A 16,415-nucleotide genomic window follows, 5' to 3' on the forward strand; every position below is an offset into this window, starting at 1 on the left:
GGCCGATTTGGCGCGCAATACTCCGCATCGCATCCACGACGACAACCAGGAATCGCTGTTTTCCGCCATTTGAAAAGGAGGTGCATAATGAATCGGTCTTCGCTCTCGGCAGAAAGTCCTGGCTCTTCTGCGGTTCCGATCGCGGCGGACAGCGCGCTGCCGTTCTCTACAGCCTGATCGTCAGCGCCAAGATGAACGATGTCGACCCGCAGGCCTGGCTCGCCGATATCCTGGCGCGCATCGCAGCCCACCCAGCCCATCGGATCGATGATTTGCTGCCGTGGAATTGGAGATCCGCACAACTGCGGACCCAATCAGCGGCGGCCTGATCATGCAGCGCAATAAGGTGCATCACGTCTACACCGTCGAACGTGTCGCCAGGGACCTCGGCGTCAGCGAAGCGCTCATCCAGGACCTGACCCTCGGTCTCGAGCCCGAGGACGGCGTCATCTGGGTGTACGGCGCCAACGATGACGACGGGATCTTGGCCTTCACCGATGAAGGCATCGAGGAGGTCGAACTCCTCCTCGAAGAATATCATCGCGTCTCCCCATCAAAAACTTGACCCCGGCACCGCGGTGCTCAGGTGCTCATGGCCGCCGGATGCGCACGTCTGCGGTCTTCACCGGATGCGTACCATTCCGCTACATTCGTGAAGACTTCTTCCTGGCGATGGCGCGCTCGTTTCGCAACCTTGATGATCTCAACACCCTGGCTGGATGTCGTTGCCAATCCGCGCGTGCACGCCACAACGCAGCGCGTCGTCGTCGAGGCCTTCGCGGAAGAGCGCCTTCATCTGCGTCCCTTGCCGCTGTCTCCGTCGATCGGTTCTGCGGCTTGAGCGCAGGATATCCGGAGAGGGCATGGTGAGCGTTGGTGGAAACGCCTACAGCGTGCCCGACGCCACCAGAACGCGGCTCGTCGAGGTTCACACGTTGGCCAATGAAGTTCGAATCTTCGAGGACGGTGCGCTGATTGCTGTGCATCCGGTGTTGGAAGGTCGCCATCAGCGCCGCGTCGAACCAGGACACAGAACCCTTCGCTCACCGCCGCGATCGCGATCGCGCGTCAACAATGACGAGATCATTCTTCATGGATCCGGAGACCGGGTCACACAGCGGCCGCTCGCCTTCTACGACGCCGTCGCCAGAGCTATGGCACAGGAGAACCGCCCATGAGCGCCGCGCTCGATTCCGTGCCGTCGATGATCGACCGCATTCGCCATGATCTTGTCGGCCTGAAGATGCCACTTGCCCTTGAAGCGCTCGACCATATTGTCCGCCGCCTGGAGCATGGCGAGCTGTCGGCACTCGAAGCGATCGATATTCTCCTTTCCGAAGAGCTGACCCTGCGCGAGAACAGTCGCATAAAGACGGCGTTGCGGATGGGTCGGCTGGCAACCATCAAAACGCTCGCCGGCTTCGATTTCACTTTCCAGCCCTCCCTCGATCGCGATCGGATCTTCACGCTCGCGCAACTGGGTTTCGTCGAAAGCACGAGGCCGCCCATTTCCTTGGCCCGCCGGGAACCGGCAAAAGCCATCTGGCTATCGCGCTCGGCGTCGAAGCTGTCAAAGCGGGCAAAAGCGTCTATTTCTGCACCCTGGCCGACCTCATTGCAGCGCTCTCTAGGGCCGAGCGCGAGGGACGGCTGCAAGAACGCATCCGCTTCTTCTGCAGGCCAAGTCTGCTGATCGTCGACGAGATCGGTTATCTCCCGGTCATCGCCGGCGGTGGCAATCTGTTCTTCCAGCTCGTCAACGCCCGCTACGAGGGGCAATGATCCTGACGTCCAATCGCGGCTTTGCAGAATGGGGAGATGTTTTTGGAGACGCCGTGGTCGCCACCCCGCTTCTCGACAGGCTTTTGCATCATGCCGTCGTCGTTCAGATCCAAGGATCAAGCTACAGGCTGCGCCAGCATGCCGAATTGATGCCTGAGCACGTCCGCTCGAAAGCCCTGATTACCCCACCGTCCTTCGCTCCACCATCACGGCCGCGCGGTCGACCGCCGAAAAATACCCAATTCTCAATGCCGTCCGAGACGGCATAATTGGGGAATTTTACTTCGGCACTTTTGGGGAAATTTCAAGCGGTATTGACAGCCGGCGTCTTGATCGGTCGATTTCAGTCCTGCTGGGCGGCCACGCTTTTTCGGCGGTGGTGGCGGGTTGATGATTGCTTTGAAGCGAACATGCTCGGGAACAAGATCGGCGTGCTGGTGAGGATCATGGCGCCCTTCTCGTAGCGGGCATTGACGAGCTGGAAGAAGAGGCCGTGGCGGACTGCCCCCTTGCGATGAGCAGATCGATGCGATACTGGCGCCGCCCCTCGATCACCGGATGTGGCGACCAATCGGCCTTCGTCCAGGATGCGGATGCAGTCGGCAAGCTGGTGAACCTCGACAACCCACCGCGTGCGATCGGGAACGCTGTAGTAGTTGCCGCCGATCGAGACGAGACCGTCACGGCTGACGCGGCGCTCCAGCTTAAGAAGCGCGTCGAAGGGAACTGCCGGGAGAGATTGAAGCTCCGGCTGCTCCGCCGCGAAGGCCTCGCTGACGATGCGCTGCGTGGTGCCGTGCAGGCGGACATTGGCGACGGTGTCGAGCCAATCTTGCAATTGCTCGTTCGGGTCGTCCAGATTGCGGAAGCTGCGGGCCAGGAAGAAGTCCTCGCGGATATAGCGGAATGGTCGCTACCACTTTGCCCTTCGTTTTGGCGCGATACGGCCGGCAGGCTCTGGGTTGGAAGCCAAAGTACCGGGCCAGGGCCAGGAGCGCGCGATTGTAGATGATGCGGCCTTCGTTATCTTCGCCAGTGACCGCCGTCTTCATCCTGTCGTAGAGGATCTCGATCGGCACTCCCCCAATGGCATCGAAAGCCTGCATATGACAGCGCAGCAGCGTCTGCAGACCCTGATGCTTCACGTAGCGGGCGAAGATGTAGCGCGAGTGTCCAAGTACCAGTGAGAACAGCCAGACGATGCGCATCGTGCCCGGCGCGTCGGTGAACTCGGTGACGAAGCGGGCGAAGTCGACCTGTGCCTGATGGCCGGCCGGCGTCTCGAAGCGAACTTCGAATGGCCCAGACTGATCCTCGGACGGATTGCAGCAACGAAGCGCTTCACCGCAGTATAGGCGCCCCGCGGGTCACTTCAAACCCTACTTCAACAGTGAGATTCTAAGCGCTGTGATTTCAATACCTTGCATGCGCACGGACGGGTGTTTGCACTACATTTTGCGGGTTTGGGCCGCCGCTCAAGCGGCCTGTTCGCGGATATTTTGCGGCAGGGCGACGCCGGCGGCCTGGAAGACCGACCCGACTTGGCCTTTCAGGTGGGTTCGGGTGGTGATGCGCTTGCCATCCTTCTCGATCATGGCTTCCTGCAGCCGGTCCAGGTCGCGCAGCAGATCGCCCCATTCGACGCTGAAGCCTTTGGCGGCGCAAAGATCCGCCAATTCCTTCTGCAGCAGCAGAGGCAGGAACGAGCAGAACACGTGACCACGGATCGCCTCATCCGAGCTGTGATAGATTGGCCGGGTGCGCATCAGCGCCTTAGCCCAGCGGAACAGAACCTCCACCTGCAGAAGGTCGCGGTAGCGAAGGACCGCCTGCAGGGGCGTGATCTTGGCGTTGGTCCTTAAGACGAAGATCCCGTCATAGCGGGCCTCTTGGGCCAGCTTGCCGAAAATCGATCTCGAAGGCGTCCTTGGTGACAGACTTCAAATAGCGTCGATAGGCCTTGTTGCCGATCAGCGCCTTGTCGCCTTTCTTCAGCTGCTTTTGCAGTCCCTCCACGACCCCTAGCGATCGGCCTTATCTTTTCGGCCTCGGCTTCGTTGCGGCAGACGATGTAGCGCTGGCCGGAGAGCTTGACCTGTTTGACGAACAGCTGGGTCTCGCCCTTGACCCGCTCGACCAAGAGGGGCGTAAACGGCTGCTCGTCGTTCATCACCAGATCGCGCACGATGACGCTGGAGCGTTCGCGGGCGCCGAGGAAATATTCCAACTTCCGCGCCTCCAGCGCCGCGATGCTCGCCGCCGAGATCATGCCGCGATCGGCCACCACGCAGACCCGTCCCACCTTGAAGCGGTCGCGCAGCCGATCAACGATGGGCAACAGCACCGTGAGGTCGGCGGTGTTTCCAGCAACCATCTCTGTGCAGATCGGACGGCCCTGGCCGTCGATCACCACCGCCAGCACCATCTGCTTCAGATCGGGGCGATAATCCTTGGAGTGGCCATGCTGGCCTAAACTCTCCCCGCCTTCTCCGTAGAACGACAAGGTGGGTTGTATCCATGAACACCAGGGACAGATCAGTGAACAGGTCGCGGCGGCGATCGAACAGCTGTTCCTCGATCAGATCCTTCACGCACCTTGGACCCAGACCTCCTTCGGCTTGTTCTTCGATCTCCTCGCCGAGCCAGGCCATCGCCCGGTAAAGGTGATGCAGCTGAAGGCCCTCGATGCCGCTGATCTTGTAATCGGCCATGCAGTTCTCGCACGCCCGATCTGACCCCAAAACATAAGTAAACGATAATGTTTTCACTACAAATCCCGCGCCGAAAACCCGCATCAACAAAATCAATAGCTTACAAAGCCAGTTGCCAGCTTGTTCCGCCGTTACTGCTCAAGTCGGGTCAAATTTCCCCGGGTAGGTGGAGTGCGCCCCTCGGACCGGACAGGGTCAAGCCGCAGTTTTGACCATCTGCCGGGCGTGTTGGTCCTCGAACTGTTGCGGGCTGAGATAGCCGAGCGCTGAGTGCAATCGGAGGGTGTTGTAAACCTCATCAATGAAGCGGGGAAGGTCCTCAGCGACGTCGGCGAAGGTTTCGTAGGCCATCGGATAGACGGCTTCGACCTTCATCGTCTTCATGAAGCTTTCCGCTTTCGCATTATCGTAGGGATTGCCGCGCCGGCCCATCGATCCAATAAGATCGTGCTCGGCGAGAACGTTGCGGTAGAGGAGTGCGGCATATTGCGACCCTCGGTCCGAGTGATGGACGCAGCCCGGCGGGGGTTTTCGTCGTTCGATTGCCGCCTTCAATGCTGCAACGGTCAAGCGCGCGTCGATCGACCGACCGATGGCGTAACCAACGACCTTGCGTGACCAGGCATCCAAAATGACCGCGACGTAGACGAAGCCCGCCGCAATCGTCACGTATGTTATGTCGCTCACCCAGAGCTGGTTCGGGCCGTCGGGTGTCACGTTCTTCGCCAGGTTCGGGAAGATCGGCAACTCGTGATCGCTGTCCGTAGTGGCGATGAAGCGGCGCCTGATCCTGGGCTGCAGATCGTGCTCGCGCATCAACCGTCTGACCTTCTTGTGGTTGACGACGATGCCGCGCTGCCGCAGCGCCGCCTGCATGCGGCGATAGCCGTAAGCTTCAAGCTGTCGGAGATCTCACCCATCGTCTCGACGAGCGCTGTGTCATCCACGGCGGTTTCGGGCTGATCGTAGTAGGTTGATCGCGCGATCCCCATCAGCCGGCATCCTTCAGCGATGGAGACACCGCCGGGCTGGTGATCACGGATGTAGTCCCGCTTCTCGGACGTGGTGCGCTTTTCAGAGCCCCCTTTATAAACTCAATTTCCAAGGCCTGCCGGCCTACCAGCCGCTCCAGCGCTGCGATCCGCGCCTCATAGGTCTGCATCGTGTCGGCCGCCGCCACGTCTTCGTCGAAGGAGCCGGCCTCGTATTTCTGAACCCAGATGCGGATCAGGTTACGCGGCAGTTCGTGCCGCTTGGCGAGACCATGCAGCGTCTCGCCGGACAGGAACTCCTGCACTACCTGACGTTTGAACTCGATGCTGTGCGTGCGATAAGTCACCATGGGCTTCCATCCTTCGAAAGCCCGGCTTCCAAGTCAATTCTGCTTGTTCATCCTGTCCGGTCCGAGGGGCGCACTCCAAGGGTCAGTCAAACTCCTCCACCCGCAATGCAGGACAGAAGTGGATTTGTTAGTTTGACTTTGTTCCCGGGCAAGGGCTTCAGCGGCTTCTTTGAGGCGATAGCTGCGTGATGGCAATGATGCATCAGCCGATCGAGGTATCGTAGTGCTGATGGTGTTGTCTCGCAGATATGCCCCCCAGTCTACCCGATTGGAGGTGGCGATGACGCTGCGGCGCAGTTTGTAGCGCTGATGGATCAGGATCTGCAGCCATGCGCCGGCGCCTTCGTGAAGGGGTTCGACAGCATGCTCACCCGCACGCTCGTGGCGGCACGCAGCAGGCTGGTCAGGAATACCACCGTGCTCTCAAATCAGATCCGCGGTTTGATGAAGACGTTCGCATTGCTGGTTCCTACGGGCAAGGGAAGCACGTTCAAGAAGAATGTCCGCAGTCTTCTCGTCGATCGGGACGGGCTCGCTCCTATCGTGTTGCCGATGGTTGTACACGACTAACTCGCTTGGGGCAAAAACTTAAGTTGCTTACCTAACGTTTCAGAGCCAGAAGGCGTATCGGCGTGCATGCGACACAAATGTAGGGGATCCGACGTAAGAGCAAAATCGACGTTTTATCAGCAGGGCTATCCTGCTGTTTTGAGCGGCTTTTTTCGTTCGGCACGGTATATGCTTGACTGCCTGCAAGGGTGCCAAGAAGCATTGTGATGTTAATTAGGGTGAGAAATGGATTTAGGGCTTGACGGCAAGGTGGCAATGGTCGCGGCCGCCTCAAGCGGCTTAGGTTTGGCCACAGCTGAGGAGTTAGCTAACGAAGGCTGCCGCCTGTCCATTTGTGGGCGGGATCCGGGGCGGCTAGAAAGAGCAGTGGATCGGTTGCGCGGCACGGGCGCCCAAGTGCTGGCACGCGCGACCGATGTAACTGACTGCGCTGATGCAGCAGCTTGGGTTGCCGAAACAGCAGAGCATTTTCGATGTGTCGACATCTTGGTGACGAATTGCGGCGGCGTTTCTGCCGGGCCACCCTCGGCCATGACGCCTAAGGATTTCGACGATGCGTTTGACCGAGTGCTTTTACCTTCGATAAATCTAGTTACGGCTGCCTTGCCGCATCTGCGGCGCTCGCCGGCGGGGCGAATATTGATGCTCGCTTCCGAGGCTATTGTACGGACCCCAGTACATTTCGCGCTGTCGGGTGTCGCACGAGCAGGGCTAGTGCCCTACTGCCACACGCTCGTACAAGAATTGTCGGGCGAGAGCATCACCGTAAACGTGCTCGCTCCTGGAGCACACAGCACGGCGATTCACGAAGCCAATCGCCTCGGCGACCACGCTGAAGCCATCCGTGCGCTCGAGGATAGGACCCCGGCCCGACGCCTTGGCGATCCCTCGGAAGTCGCAGCAGTTGCTGCATTCTTGGCCAGCGCCCGCGCCGCCTATGTCAGCGGCGCCCTGATCGTCATCGATGGTGGGCTGAGTGCAACCGTCTGAACAACTCGTCGCACTAGGAGCCATTGCATGAACGAAGCCAACGCAAACAGAGCCGTCATCGATCTCGGCCGTTCAATCGCACATGCGTGTATTCATAGCTGGGGTGGGTAATCGACTATGTCTGATACAACTCGTAATTCTGCAATTGGTGCGGAAGGATACCAAGAGCTCTTCGGAATTGATGGAAAGGTGGTCTGCATTTCAGGCTCGAGCCGGGGTCTAGGGAAGTCGCTCGCCACCTGCTTTGGACGATTGGGTGCGAAGATAGTCCTTTCCTCGCACAATGTTGAAGAGTTGGCCGAAGCAGAGGCCGAACTCGCGGGCCAAGGAATCAACGCGACGGCTATCCGCGCTGATGTGCGGTCGCTCGACGATTGCAAGGCGCTGATCAGTAGCACGGTCGACCGATTTGGGCAGATCGATGTGATGATCTGCAACGCAGGTACCGACATCATTAAGCCAGCGCATTCATATGAAGAGCCGGAATGGGACGAAATCATCGATACCAATCTGCGGGGCTACTACTATTGTGCCAAGTTTGCCGCCCAGGCAATGCTAAATCAAGGCGGCGGCAGCATCATCATGACTTCGTCGGTCGCCAGTTCGCTCGGCATACCGGGCTTAGCTGTCTATGCTGCGAGCAAGGGTGGCGTCAATCAACTGACGCGCACCATGGCGGTAGAATGGGCCGATAAAGGTATTCGTGTAAACGCCGTCGCTCCTGGATTCATCAACAACTTCATGGATGGAGTGCACCCTAATCTCGATACCCCTTATCAGCGCCGCGCAATGGAACTCACTCCGATGCGACGCCGCGGCGATCTGTCCGAGTATTTCGGCCCTTACATTTTCCTCGCGAGCCCAGCTGCATCGTTCGTAACAGGCGAGATTCTCTATGTAGATGGAGGCTACGCCGCGAGCTGATGCATGACGTCTGAATGTTGTGGCGGTAATTTTTTGGAGGCTAGGCAATGTTGAGCGCAATACCAGATGAAGTGAACTTGTTAGACTGCACCTTGCGCGACGGTGGCTACTACACAAATTGGGATTTCGCACCGGAACTGGTGTCGGACTATGTCGCTACCATCAACACTCTCCCGGTGCGCATGGTCGAACTGGGGCTCGCCGGAAAGCCTGAGAGCCACGGATATTTCGCCAGTGTGACGAGCTCTAAGGCCGAACGGGTAGCTGCTGGTCTCCTGGTCAAGGCATGCGTGATGGTCGATGCCAAGGACGTGCTTACGAGCGAACTGCCTGTACCCCTTGCCGTGACCCGCCTGACAGAAGGACTAGTGCCAGGACATATCACGACCGTCCGCGTGGCGACGCATTACAGCAACTTGGCTGCCTGCCGGAACATTTTCGCTGAGTTGTCTCGGAAAGGCTTCCGTGTGTTTGTGAATCTCATGCAGATCGATGCAGCAAATGCCGCAGAAGTTGAGATGTGCCTGAAGGAGGTAAAGCAGATCGACTCCATCGACGTGCTATATATTGCCGATTCCTTTGGCTCTATGACGCCGACTCGCGTTCAGGAAATTATCGGCCGGTTTGCGGATCGAATCGAGCCTGACATTGGATTCCACGGCCATGACAACCGCGGATATGCAATGGTCAATTCAGTGGCCGCCGCTATGGCGGGAGCGACCTGGATAGACTGCACCATGGGCGGCATGGGCCGCGGGGCAGGAAATACCGCTAGTGAGCAGCTCCTACCGGTTCTCGCTCGTCTCGAAACATCCAAGGAACGCGGACTCCTCGAGCACGTTTTGCGTCACTTCGATCCGCTTCGCAAACGGTATGGCTGGGGCAGCAGCGCGGCATATCAATTCGCGGGCTCAAACTTTATCCACCCCTCCTATGTTCAAAAGCTACGCGAAGGCTGGGCATTGTCTGACGACGTAATCATCAGGCGCCTTTCGGATCTCCGCGCCGATGAGCGGATGAGTTTTGCCGATGGAAAGCTGTCGGCGCTGATGGACATCGCCTGATCGCAGATATCTCTGTTGAGGTGCCTCTTTTCCCAACTTGGAGGAAGCCATGACTCTGCCAAATGCGGTAGTGAAACCATCGGCCCTCCCGTCCGATCCACGGTTTTCATCAGGCCCTTGCCGCAAACATCCCGGTTGGAGCGTGCACCCAACTATGCTGCGCTATGTTGGACGGAGTCACCGGAGCTCCGAGGGAGCAGAAAGGCTAGGAGAAGTCATCAGGCGCATGGCCACTTTGCTAGAGCTGCCTGATAGCTGGCTCTGCGGAATCGTGCCCGGTTCAGGAACTGGGGCCTGCAGCATGGCCTTACAAAATCTACTCGGCCCGCTTCCAGTCGAGACATTCTTGTCAGACAGCTTCTCGCAGTATTGGGCAAATGAGATCGATACGTTGGCGCTTGCCCCCCAAAGGCGGCACATTTGTGCTTACGGAGATTTTCCGAGCACGAGCAGGATCGACCCCAATCACGACATCGTTCTGGTGCTAAACGGCACCAGCAGCGGCGTTTGTCCACCGGATCTTGACTGGATTCTTCCTAACCGTGCCGGGCTTGTGATCGCAGATGCCGTCTCGGCGGCTTTTACGAGGCCCATCGACTTCGGTCGGATCGATGTTCTGTGCTGGTCATGGCAGAAGGCGCTTGGCGGCGAAGGGGGCCATGGCATGATCGCGCTCTCGCCTCGGGCCCAGGCACGGCTGAAGGTCGACGGTCGTAAGCCTGTAGCCAGGCTCATGAGACTGCGCAACCCAGACGGATCTGTAAACAAGGCGTTCTTTGGCGGCCGCACAATCTCGACCCCCAGCATGTTCGCCGTCGAGGATATCCACTCTGCACTCGACTGGGCCGAAGCGTGCGGTGGACTACCCGCGCTTCTGAACAGGGTTGCCAATAATTATGCTGTCATGGACGACTGGGTGAACTCTACTCCTTGGATCGATTGGACTTGCACCAATCCGGCAACACGCTCCACCTGCTCAATTACCCTTCGGCTTGTTGCTGCCGGCGAGACAGAGGACTGCGGTAAAATCGCTGGCGGGATGATCCGTCTACTCGAAGCCGAAGGCGCGGCTTTTGACATCTGGAGCTACGGTGACGCGCCCCCGGGATTCCGGATATGGGCGGGGCCTACGGTCGAGACAGAAGACTTGGCCATTTTATGCGAGTGGATGGCCTGGGCTTATAGCGAGACGTGCGAGGCCAGCATACCACCCGAAGCGAGGGTCGTGCGTCACGGCTACTTTCCTTCCTCTAAGGCGCGCGCGGTTCAGCCAAGGACGGAATCAGCCTGTCCTCTATCCGCCGCCGTCGAAAGCCCACCTCCCCAGACACTGGCAGATTGCTATGACGCGATACTTTTCGACGCGACGGGGGTCCTGATCAGCGAAAATGAAGCGCTGCCCGGCGCTGCTGATATCTTGGCCCGACTTAATACGTCCGGTCAGCCATACTACATCGTGACGAATATCAGTAGTGGATCGGATGAAACGATATTAGCGCGTCTCCGCGGCGCGGGACTTCCGATTCCGGCGGTCGATCGTATCGTCTTCGCGGGAGGTGTTGCGCGACATCGCGTACTCGAAGAGCTGGCGTCCGGGCGGCTAGTCTCCTATGTGGGCAGTGCGCACGCTGCGCATGAGATCTTGGGCAAGCACCCAAATCTTCATGGCGCCGATACGGCCCCGACATTCGACATACTCGTGGTGCTCGATGACGAAGGTTTCGATTTTAAACTGGCTGCCGATAACATCCTGTCGACCTTTCACCGCAGACTGTTCGAGACGGGCGAGATGCCCCGTGTAATAGCGGCAAACGCGGACATCACTTATCCTAGAAAGAACGGCTCACTCGTCTTTGGACCAGGCATAATAGGGCCAATGCTTCAGGCAGGGCTAGCGCCCTTCGGAGCCCCTCCAATCTCAATAGAGTTTATGGGCAAGCCAGGAAGGGCCATTTTCCAAGAGTGCATCGCTCGGGCCGGTACCGATCGTCTTTTGATGGTCGGCGATCAGGTTGATACTGACATCAAGGGCGCAAAGGCTGCCGGGCTCGACGCACTTCTCGTAACCACCGACCACAACAAACCCGGCGAGTCGCATCAAGACGAGAACGGCGCTGCCGATTATGTCGCAAAGAACCTCGGTCAGATCTTCGACGGCAGTTTGTTTCCACACCTTCGATCGGCGATGCATTCCAGCAGAACAAATCAGGTTTCAACTGAGCATGCAGAGACGTCATCGTCTGATAACATTTAGTCCTACGGTGGGGGCGTCTGCCAGGGCGACGCTCCTTCTACGGCCACGATGAGGTCGGAGCGAGGTGGACGCGTACTGCTTCACTCGTCGAGACCGCCATTATGCCGTGCGGCATAATACAGAGCGTTTTTAGCTTGGCGTCGCGGTCGACGGCAGCGGCTCTACCCACCGCCGTTATCAACTTAACTAACTCGCGTTCAGGGATTTGCGGCATAGACCGATGGCATGAACACCGCGACCGTCAGCGACAAGCGGCATCGTTTCCCGCCGCAGATCATCGCCCATGCAGTCTGGCTCTACTACAGGTTCTCCTGCGTCTGGTCGAGGAAATGCTGCTGGAGCGTGGGATCGTGGTTTCCATGAGACAATCCGCGGTGGGGCATCAAGTTCGGTCCGGATTACGCGCGCAAGCAGTACAGCCGAAACGATGTCTGGCCCGACTTGAACAGTTGGAGGTGAACGGATGCGAACGCTGTCCGTTAAGCTATTGAATTCACTTGCCTTGAGTTTACGGCGCGAAAATGTGTGGTAACAACATTTGTGTTGTTAGCCCCCACTTTTTACGGATTTTGCGGCGTTTATTCGCTAACAACGCCGGCATGTTTGTCGTTGAGAGAGTCGCGCGCGGCCACCGCTATCTCTACCCCGTGGAAAGTGTCCGCGACGGCAAAACCGTTCGCCAGCGCACGATAAAGGCGCTGGGCCGCAAGGATGCGCTGGTTGCCAGCGGCGAACTTGACAGAGGGCGGGGGCGGCCTCGATTGCGCGCCATGGCGAACGCAGCCTCATCCTGTCCGACATTGACGCCGGGCGGATTGCTTCTCGCCGCATCGGCGGTCCGCTGTTGTTCGGGCGGCTGCGGGAGCGGCTCGGGATCGGCGAGGTGCTGGATGAGGTGCTGGAGGGGCGCCAGTTCGGCTTTGCGGTGGAACGGGCGGTGTTCATTGGCACGCTGCATCGGCTGTTCGTCTCGGGCTCGGACCGCGACTGCGTGAACTGGATGGCCAATTATGGTATCGAGGGCGCCGAGGGTCTGGCGCTCCATCACTTTTACCGGGCAAAGGCGTGGCTGGGCGAGGAACTCGGCGAAAAGGCGCAAGGCGCGCTGGTGGCGCGCTGCGTGAAAAGCTCGTCGCGCGCCGGCAGGACCTGTTCACCGAACTCAGCCTTGTGTTCATGGACACCACCTCGTTGTCCTTCTACCGCGCGGGCGGCGAGACGCTGGGCAAGCGCCGGCATTGCAAGGACTACCGCCCCGATCGGCGTAAATGATCTTGGCGCTGGTCGCTGAGGCCGAGGGCCGGCCGATCTGCACCGAGATGGTGCCCGGCAACACCGCTGACGTGACCGTCCTGTTGTCGGTTGTCGATCGGCTGCGAACGCGCTTCGGTGTCACACGCGCCTGCATTGTCGCCTATCGCGGCATGATCAGCGCCGATACCATCGCCGCGCTCGAGAAGCTGGGCATGGAATACATTCTGGGGGCCCGCGAACGCTCGAGCAGCGTGATCCACAACGTCGTGCTCAATGACGCGGCACCGATGGTTCCGCTCGTTCTCGAGCGCCAGCGCGGTGAAACTCAGTTGTGGGTCAAAGAGGTCAAGCTCGGTAAAGACCGCTACATCGTCAGCCGCAATGACGTCGAGGCCGAGAAGGACAGGGCCGACCGCCAGGCGATCATCGCCGGCCTCGAGGCACAGCTCAACAAGGGCGACAAGGCATTGGTCGGCAACTCGGCCTACCGGCGTTACCTCAAGGCCAGCGGCAAGAACTTCAAGATCGATGTCGGCAAGCTTGCCGAGGAAGCCCGGTACGACGGCATCACCGTGGTGCGGACCAACGCGAAGGTGACCCCGCTCCAGGCCGTGCTGCGGTATCGCGATTTGCTCGAGGTCGAGAGCCTGTTGCGCGCTTCGCAAACTCTGGACAGCGATTCCGCCAATTCCCGGACAGTTGTTTCACTAAAGTCAGGACAGTTTGGCGGCGGTGGTCCTCGGGAGCCTTGTTGCGTTCATGGATGATTGATTTCGATGTTTTCGGTTGCGGTCAAGAGGGGCGCTGCTTTTGGCTTTCGCATGCTGTCGCCGTGGAGGGCGATGCGATGGGCATTGTGGATGATCCTGTCGAGAATGGCATCGGCGACGGTGGCATCAGCGAAGTTTTCATGATCCCTTCTTGCTTGATCGCCTGGTGCGAGCGGTCCGCGCCCGCAGCGTGTTGATCTGGTCGTCCGAGAGTTCGATTTGCCATGGCTGCCCCTTCGTGAGCTGGGCGTCCCTCGATCCAGCCGCGGGCGAGATAATCGAAGACGGTTTGGGGTGTGACGTCCAGGGCGGCGGCCGCCCCTTGAACAGTAGGTTCCATCTAGCCAGCGGTCGGGATTGGCGCTCGTCCCGTTGATCTTGACAGTGGGAATGCCCCAACGTGTCCGCAGAAGCCAGACATTCTCACCTTTGAAGGCGCAGCCGCGTGCTGCGACAAAGCCTTCCGCGTTTAACGCCGCTGCGATCTCCTTGTCCATTTGCCCGCGGCGTTGAGTTCGATCACGCGGCTGCGCAGCTGCTCCAGATCGATGTAGTCGCCATAGGTGTGGACCCGCCTCTGTTCACTTGTCGCTCCCGTCTGCCACAAGATCTTGAACCAGACCTGGCCGTGGAAGCGCTTCTGGTCGAGAATGACCTCGCAGACGATGAGGCGCAGGATGGCCTTGCGCTCGGCCGCCGTTGTCGAAGGCGAGTGCCAGATGCCGGGCAGATCTTCGCCCCGCTTTTGCAGCGCCTCGCGATCCGGCTCGTTCAAGACCAGGGGCTCGTCATGTCGCCAGCGTTCGTAACCCTGTTCGATCGCCTCGGCGGCGCGCAGCTTCTCTTCCCACACGCGCTCCAGCGAACGCGCCACCAAGCGGTTCTCCGGCTCGACCGCATCATATTGGCGCCGTGCTCTTTCCGCCTCATAACGAGCCCGCTCGCGCCGCAGCGCCCACTGCCGCTCAAGTTGACGCGTCTCTTCTTCGATCTGGCCCAAGGCGGCGATAGCGATGGCGATCTTGTCCGGCGTCAAGGCCTCGAGCAGGATGCTTTCGACGTGCGCATCGACAGGCAGCGCACGCACTTCCTGTCCTCCTGATCGCGGTCGGCGCGACACGTGTAGACGGGGTAGTCGCCCGCAGGACCGCTATAGCGCAGGCTCATCCGGCGACCGCACCGCCCACAAACAGCGATGCCCTGCAGCAGTGCCGCTCTCTTGCGCGGCACACCTGAATTGCCGGCCTCATAGCGGTTGATGTTGTTTACGAGTCGCCTCTGGTTCTCCATGAACTCCTCCCAGCCGATATCCAGGATGGGCAGCCTGAAGCTGAACGCGGCCGAGCGTCTTGAGCAGGCGGCCATAGCGTCCATCGCCGCGTGCCAGGGGGAGCGCCTCGAAGAGACGCGGGACGCGATTGATAGAGCACCGATCGATTGTCGCGGCAAGCCTTGTGGCCAAGCGCGCAGGCAAGCCAACTCTTGCCCAGGCCGGTCGCGCCCGTCTCCTCGGGCGATAAACGCCATGGCGAATCCGCCCGCCTTCCATCCGCCTCCGGCCATAGACATACGCTCCAGCATAGGCAGGATTTTGAAGAATGCTATCTCGGCCTGGCTGCGAGGACTGCGGTGCCGTAATGGCTCGCCATCTCGGCATAGGTCCGGTTGAGGCCGGGGTCGTAGCGATCGGGGTTGGTGACGGCGGCCTTGAGATTGTCGCAGACCACGAACTTCGGCACGCCGCCCAGAAAGGTGAAAAAGTTCGTATGCACGCCGATCCAGTCGGACAGGCTCTCGCTCGGGCACGCCTCGGCATAGGTATAGTTCGAGGCGCCCATCGCTGCGACGAACAGCTTCATAGGATGCGCTTCGCCGGTGATGGGGTCGAAGATCTCGATGGTATCGCCGGCGAAATCGACAAACACCTTCTCGCCGCCCAGGTGCGTCTGGCGCATGGTCGGGCGCGCGGCCTTTCCAGGCCTCGAAGGTCGTGCAAAACCAGGTATAGCCAAAGCCGTCGGGATTGGCGGCACGATACTCTTCTCAAAGCAGCACCCGTGTTACGCCGCGCCGGCGCAACTCCTTCTCCACATAGCTCCAATCGGGCACCGGCCGCCGGGGGCTTTGCGACGCCGCCTTCGGCGCTGGGAACAGCAGCAGCTCAAGGCCTTCGTCATCTGTACCTTCAGGCAGCGGCCAGCTCAGCCCGGCAAGACGGGCGCGGGCCGTTGGCAAGATGGTTCCAGACGGCGCGCGCCAAGACATCACGAGGCGCGAGTTCCGCCCCTGGCACGCTCTGGAGAAAAGCTTGGCCGGTTTCGTCGATCAGGGCAGCACCTTCGCCGCGGACGGCCTCGCTGACCAGCACCATAGGGCGTTCCGGGCCGTCAAGCGCGGTCGGGTGGAACTGGATGAACTCGAGGTCGGCAAGGACAGCTCCAGCGCGGGCCGCAAGCGCCAGGCCCTGTCCACAACTGCCCGAAGGATTCGTGGTGTCGAGAAACAGTCCCCCGATCCCACCGGTGGCGAGGACGACCCGCCGTGAGCCGAAGAAGACAGGTCCTATCGAACCGCTCGCCCAGACGCCTCGGATCGCATTCTCTCGCACCGCCAGCCGGCGCGCTTCCACGCCCTCCACGACAACAATCGAGGGAGTGGAACGCACAGCCGCGATCAGGGCACGCATGATCTCACGCCCGGTGCCGTCACCATGCGCATGAACGATGCGACGTCGGCTGTGTGCGGCCTCCAATC

At 59.8% G+C, this 16,415-nt stretch carries 10 protein-coding genes and 14 pseudogenes; 12 read left to right on the plus strand and 12 right to left on the minus strand.

Annotation, left to right across the window (positions count from 1 at the left end):
• Positions 1–101 precede the first annotated feature (101 nt).
• From NKH28_RS32670 to istB, 5 genes and pseudogenes are all read left to right on the plus strand, one after another.
• Positions 102–329 (plus strand): annotated as a pseudogene (locus NKH28_RS32670) (transposase domain-containing protein); the annotation flags it as partial.
• Between the two features lie 2 nt (positions 330–331).
• The gene (locus NKH28_RS32675) at positions 332–565 is read left to right on the plus strand and encodes a hypothetical protein (RefSeq protein WP_352884666.1); all 234 of its coding nucleotides are present in this window, start codon (positions 332–334) and stop codon (positions 563–565) included.
• A 132-nt stretch (positions 566–697) separates the two neighbouring features.
• The gene (locus NKH28_RS34605) at positions 698–841 is read left to right on the plus strand and encodes a hypothetical protein (protein ID WP_502906694.1); all 144 of its coding nucleotides are present in this window, start codon (positions 698–700) and stop codon (positions 839–841) included.
• A gap of 22 nt (positions 842–863) precedes the next feature.
• The gene (locus NKH28_RS34610) at positions 864–1,178 is read left to right on the plus strand and encodes a Mu transposase domain-containing protein (protein WP_502906695.1); all 315 of its coding nucleotides are present in this window, start codon (positions 864–866) and stop codon (positions 1,176–1,178) included.
• Positions 1,179–1,243: 65 nt separating this feature from the next.
• Positions 1,244–2,051, plus strand: a pseudogene (gene istB, locus NKH28_RS32685) (IS21-like element helper ATPase IstB).
• 84 nt (positions 2,052–2,135) lie between these two features.
• Here istB and NKH28_RS32690 read toward each other — a convergent pair.
• The 6 genes and pseudogenes from NKH28_RS32690 to NKH28_RS34620 all read right to left on the minus strand — a co-directional run.
• Positions 2,136–2,272 (minus strand): annotated as a pseudogene (locus NKH28_RS32690) (AAA family ATPase); the annotation flags it as partial.
• Between the two features lie 46 nt (positions 2,273–2,318).
• Positions 2,319–3,142, minus strand: a pseudogene (istA, locus tag NKH28_RS32695) (IS21 family transposase); the annotation flags it as partial.
• Positions 3,143–3,257: 115 nt separating this feature from the next.
• Positions 3,258–4,526, minus strand: a pseudogene (locus NKH28_RS34615) (IS1634 family transposase); the annotation flags it as partial.
• Positions 4,527–4,688: 162 nt separating this feature from the next.
• A pseudogene (locus NKH28_RS32715) lies at positions 4,689–5,375 on the minus strand (IS3 family transposase); the annotation flags it as partial.
• A 109-nt stretch (positions 5,376–5,484) separates the two neighbouring features.
• Positions 5,485–5,835: a transposase gene (locus NKH28_RS32720; protein ID WP_352981302.1), complete on the minus strand. Its 351-nt coding sequence runs from the start codon at positions 5,833–5,835 to the stop codon at positions 5,485–5,487.
• A 141-nt stretch (positions 5,836–5,976) separates the two neighbouring features.
• Positions 5,977–6,180, minus strand: a pseudogene (locus NKH28_RS34620) (ATP-binding protein); the annotation flags it as partial.
• Here NKH28_RS34620 and NKH28_RS32725 point away from each other — a divergent pair.
• The 7 genes and pseudogenes from NKH28_RS32725 to NKH28_RS34625 form a co-directional block, all read left to right on the plus strand.
• Positions 6,181–6,393, plus strand: a pseudogene (locus tag NKH28_RS32725) (IS110 family transposase); the annotation flags it as partial. It lies immediately after the preceding pseudogene.
• Between the two features lie 237 nt (positions 6,394–6,630).
• The gene (locus NKH28_RS32730; RefSeq protein ID WP_352981303.1) at positions 6,631–7,395 is read left to right on the plus strand and encodes an SDR family NAD(P)-dependent oxidoreductase; all 765 of its coding nucleotides are present in this window, start codon (positions 6,631–6,633) and stop codon (positions 7,393–7,395) included.
• A 117-nt stretch (positions 7,396–7,512) separates the two neighbouring features.
• Complete coding sequence (locus tag NKH28_RS32735; RefSeq protein WP_352981304.1) at positions 7,513–8,319, plus strand: SDR family NAD(P)-dependent oxidoreductase; 807 nt, start codon at positions 7,513–7,515, stop codon at positions 8,317–8,319.
• Between the two features lie 47 nt (positions 8,320–8,366).
• Positions 8,367–9,383 carry a hydroxymethylglutaryl-CoA lyase-like TIM-barrel protein gene (locus tag NKH28_RS32740; RefSeq protein ID WP_352981305.1) on the plus strand — a complete coding sequence of 339 codons (1,017 nt, stop codon included), beginning with the start codon at positions 8,367–8,369 and terminating at the stop codon, positions 9,381–9,383.
• A gap of 226 nt (positions 9,384–9,609) precedes the next feature.
• Positions 9,610–11,637: an HAD-IA family hydrolase gene (locus tag NKH28_RS32745; protein ID WP_352981306.1), complete on the plus strand. Its 2,028-nt coding sequence runs from the start codon at positions 9,610–9,612 to the stop codon at positions 11,635–11,637.
• A 225-nt stretch (positions 11,638–11,862) separates the two neighbouring features.
• Positions 11,863–12,060 (plus strand): annotated as a pseudogene (locus NKH28_RS32750) (IS6 family transposase); the annotation flags it as partial.
• 176 nt (positions 12,061–12,236) lie between these two features.
• Positions 12,237–13,556 (plus strand): annotated as a pseudogene (locus NKH28_RS34625) (IS1634 family transposase); the annotation flags it as partial.
• Between the two features lie 92 nt (positions 13,557–13,648).
• Here NKH28_RS34625 and NKH28_RS32765 read toward each other — a convergent pair.
• The 6 genes and pseudogenes from NKH28_RS32765 to NKH28_RS32790 all read right to left on the minus strand — a co-directional run.
• A pseudogene (locus NKH28_RS32765) lies at positions 13,649–13,804 on the minus strand (ATP-binding protein); the annotation flags it as partial.
• Between the two features lie 326 nt (positions 13,805–14,130).
• Positions 14,131–14,748 carry a hypothetical protein gene (locus NKH28_RS32770; protein WP_352981309.1) on the minus strand — a complete coding sequence of 206 codons (618 nt, stop codon included), beginning with the start codon at positions 14,746–14,748 and terminating at the stop codon, positions 14,131–14,133.
• Positions 14,694–15,035, minus strand: coding sequence for a recombinase zinc ribbon domain-containing protein (locus NKH28_RS32775; protein ID WP_352981310.1), 342 nt, complete (start codon positions 15,033–15,035; stop codon positions 14,694–14,696). The genes NKH28_RS32770 and NKH28_RS32775 overlap by 55 nt, the downstream gene beginning before the upstream one ends.
• Positions 14,989–15,166 (minus strand): annotated as a pseudogene (locus tag NKH28_RS32780) (ATP-binding protein); the annotation flags it as partial. The pseudogene NKH28_RS32780 and the gene NKH28_RS32775, both read right to left, overlap by 47 nt.
• A gap of 99 nt (positions 15,167–15,265) precedes the next feature.
• Positions 15,266–15,887: pseudogene (gene istA, locus NKH28_RS32785) on the minus strand (IS21 family transposase); the annotation flags it as partial.
• Positions 15,880–16,415: pseudogene (locus NKH28_RS32790) on the minus strand (FAD-binding protein); the annotation flags it as partial. The pseudogenes NKH28_RS32790 and istA (NKH28_RS32785), both read right to left, overlap by 8 nt.

The organism is Mesorhizobium sp. M1227 (assembly GCF_040318315.1).
Taxonomy (GTDB): Bacteria; Pseudomonadota; Alphaproteobacteria; order Rhizobiales; family Rhizobiaceae; genus Mesorhizobium.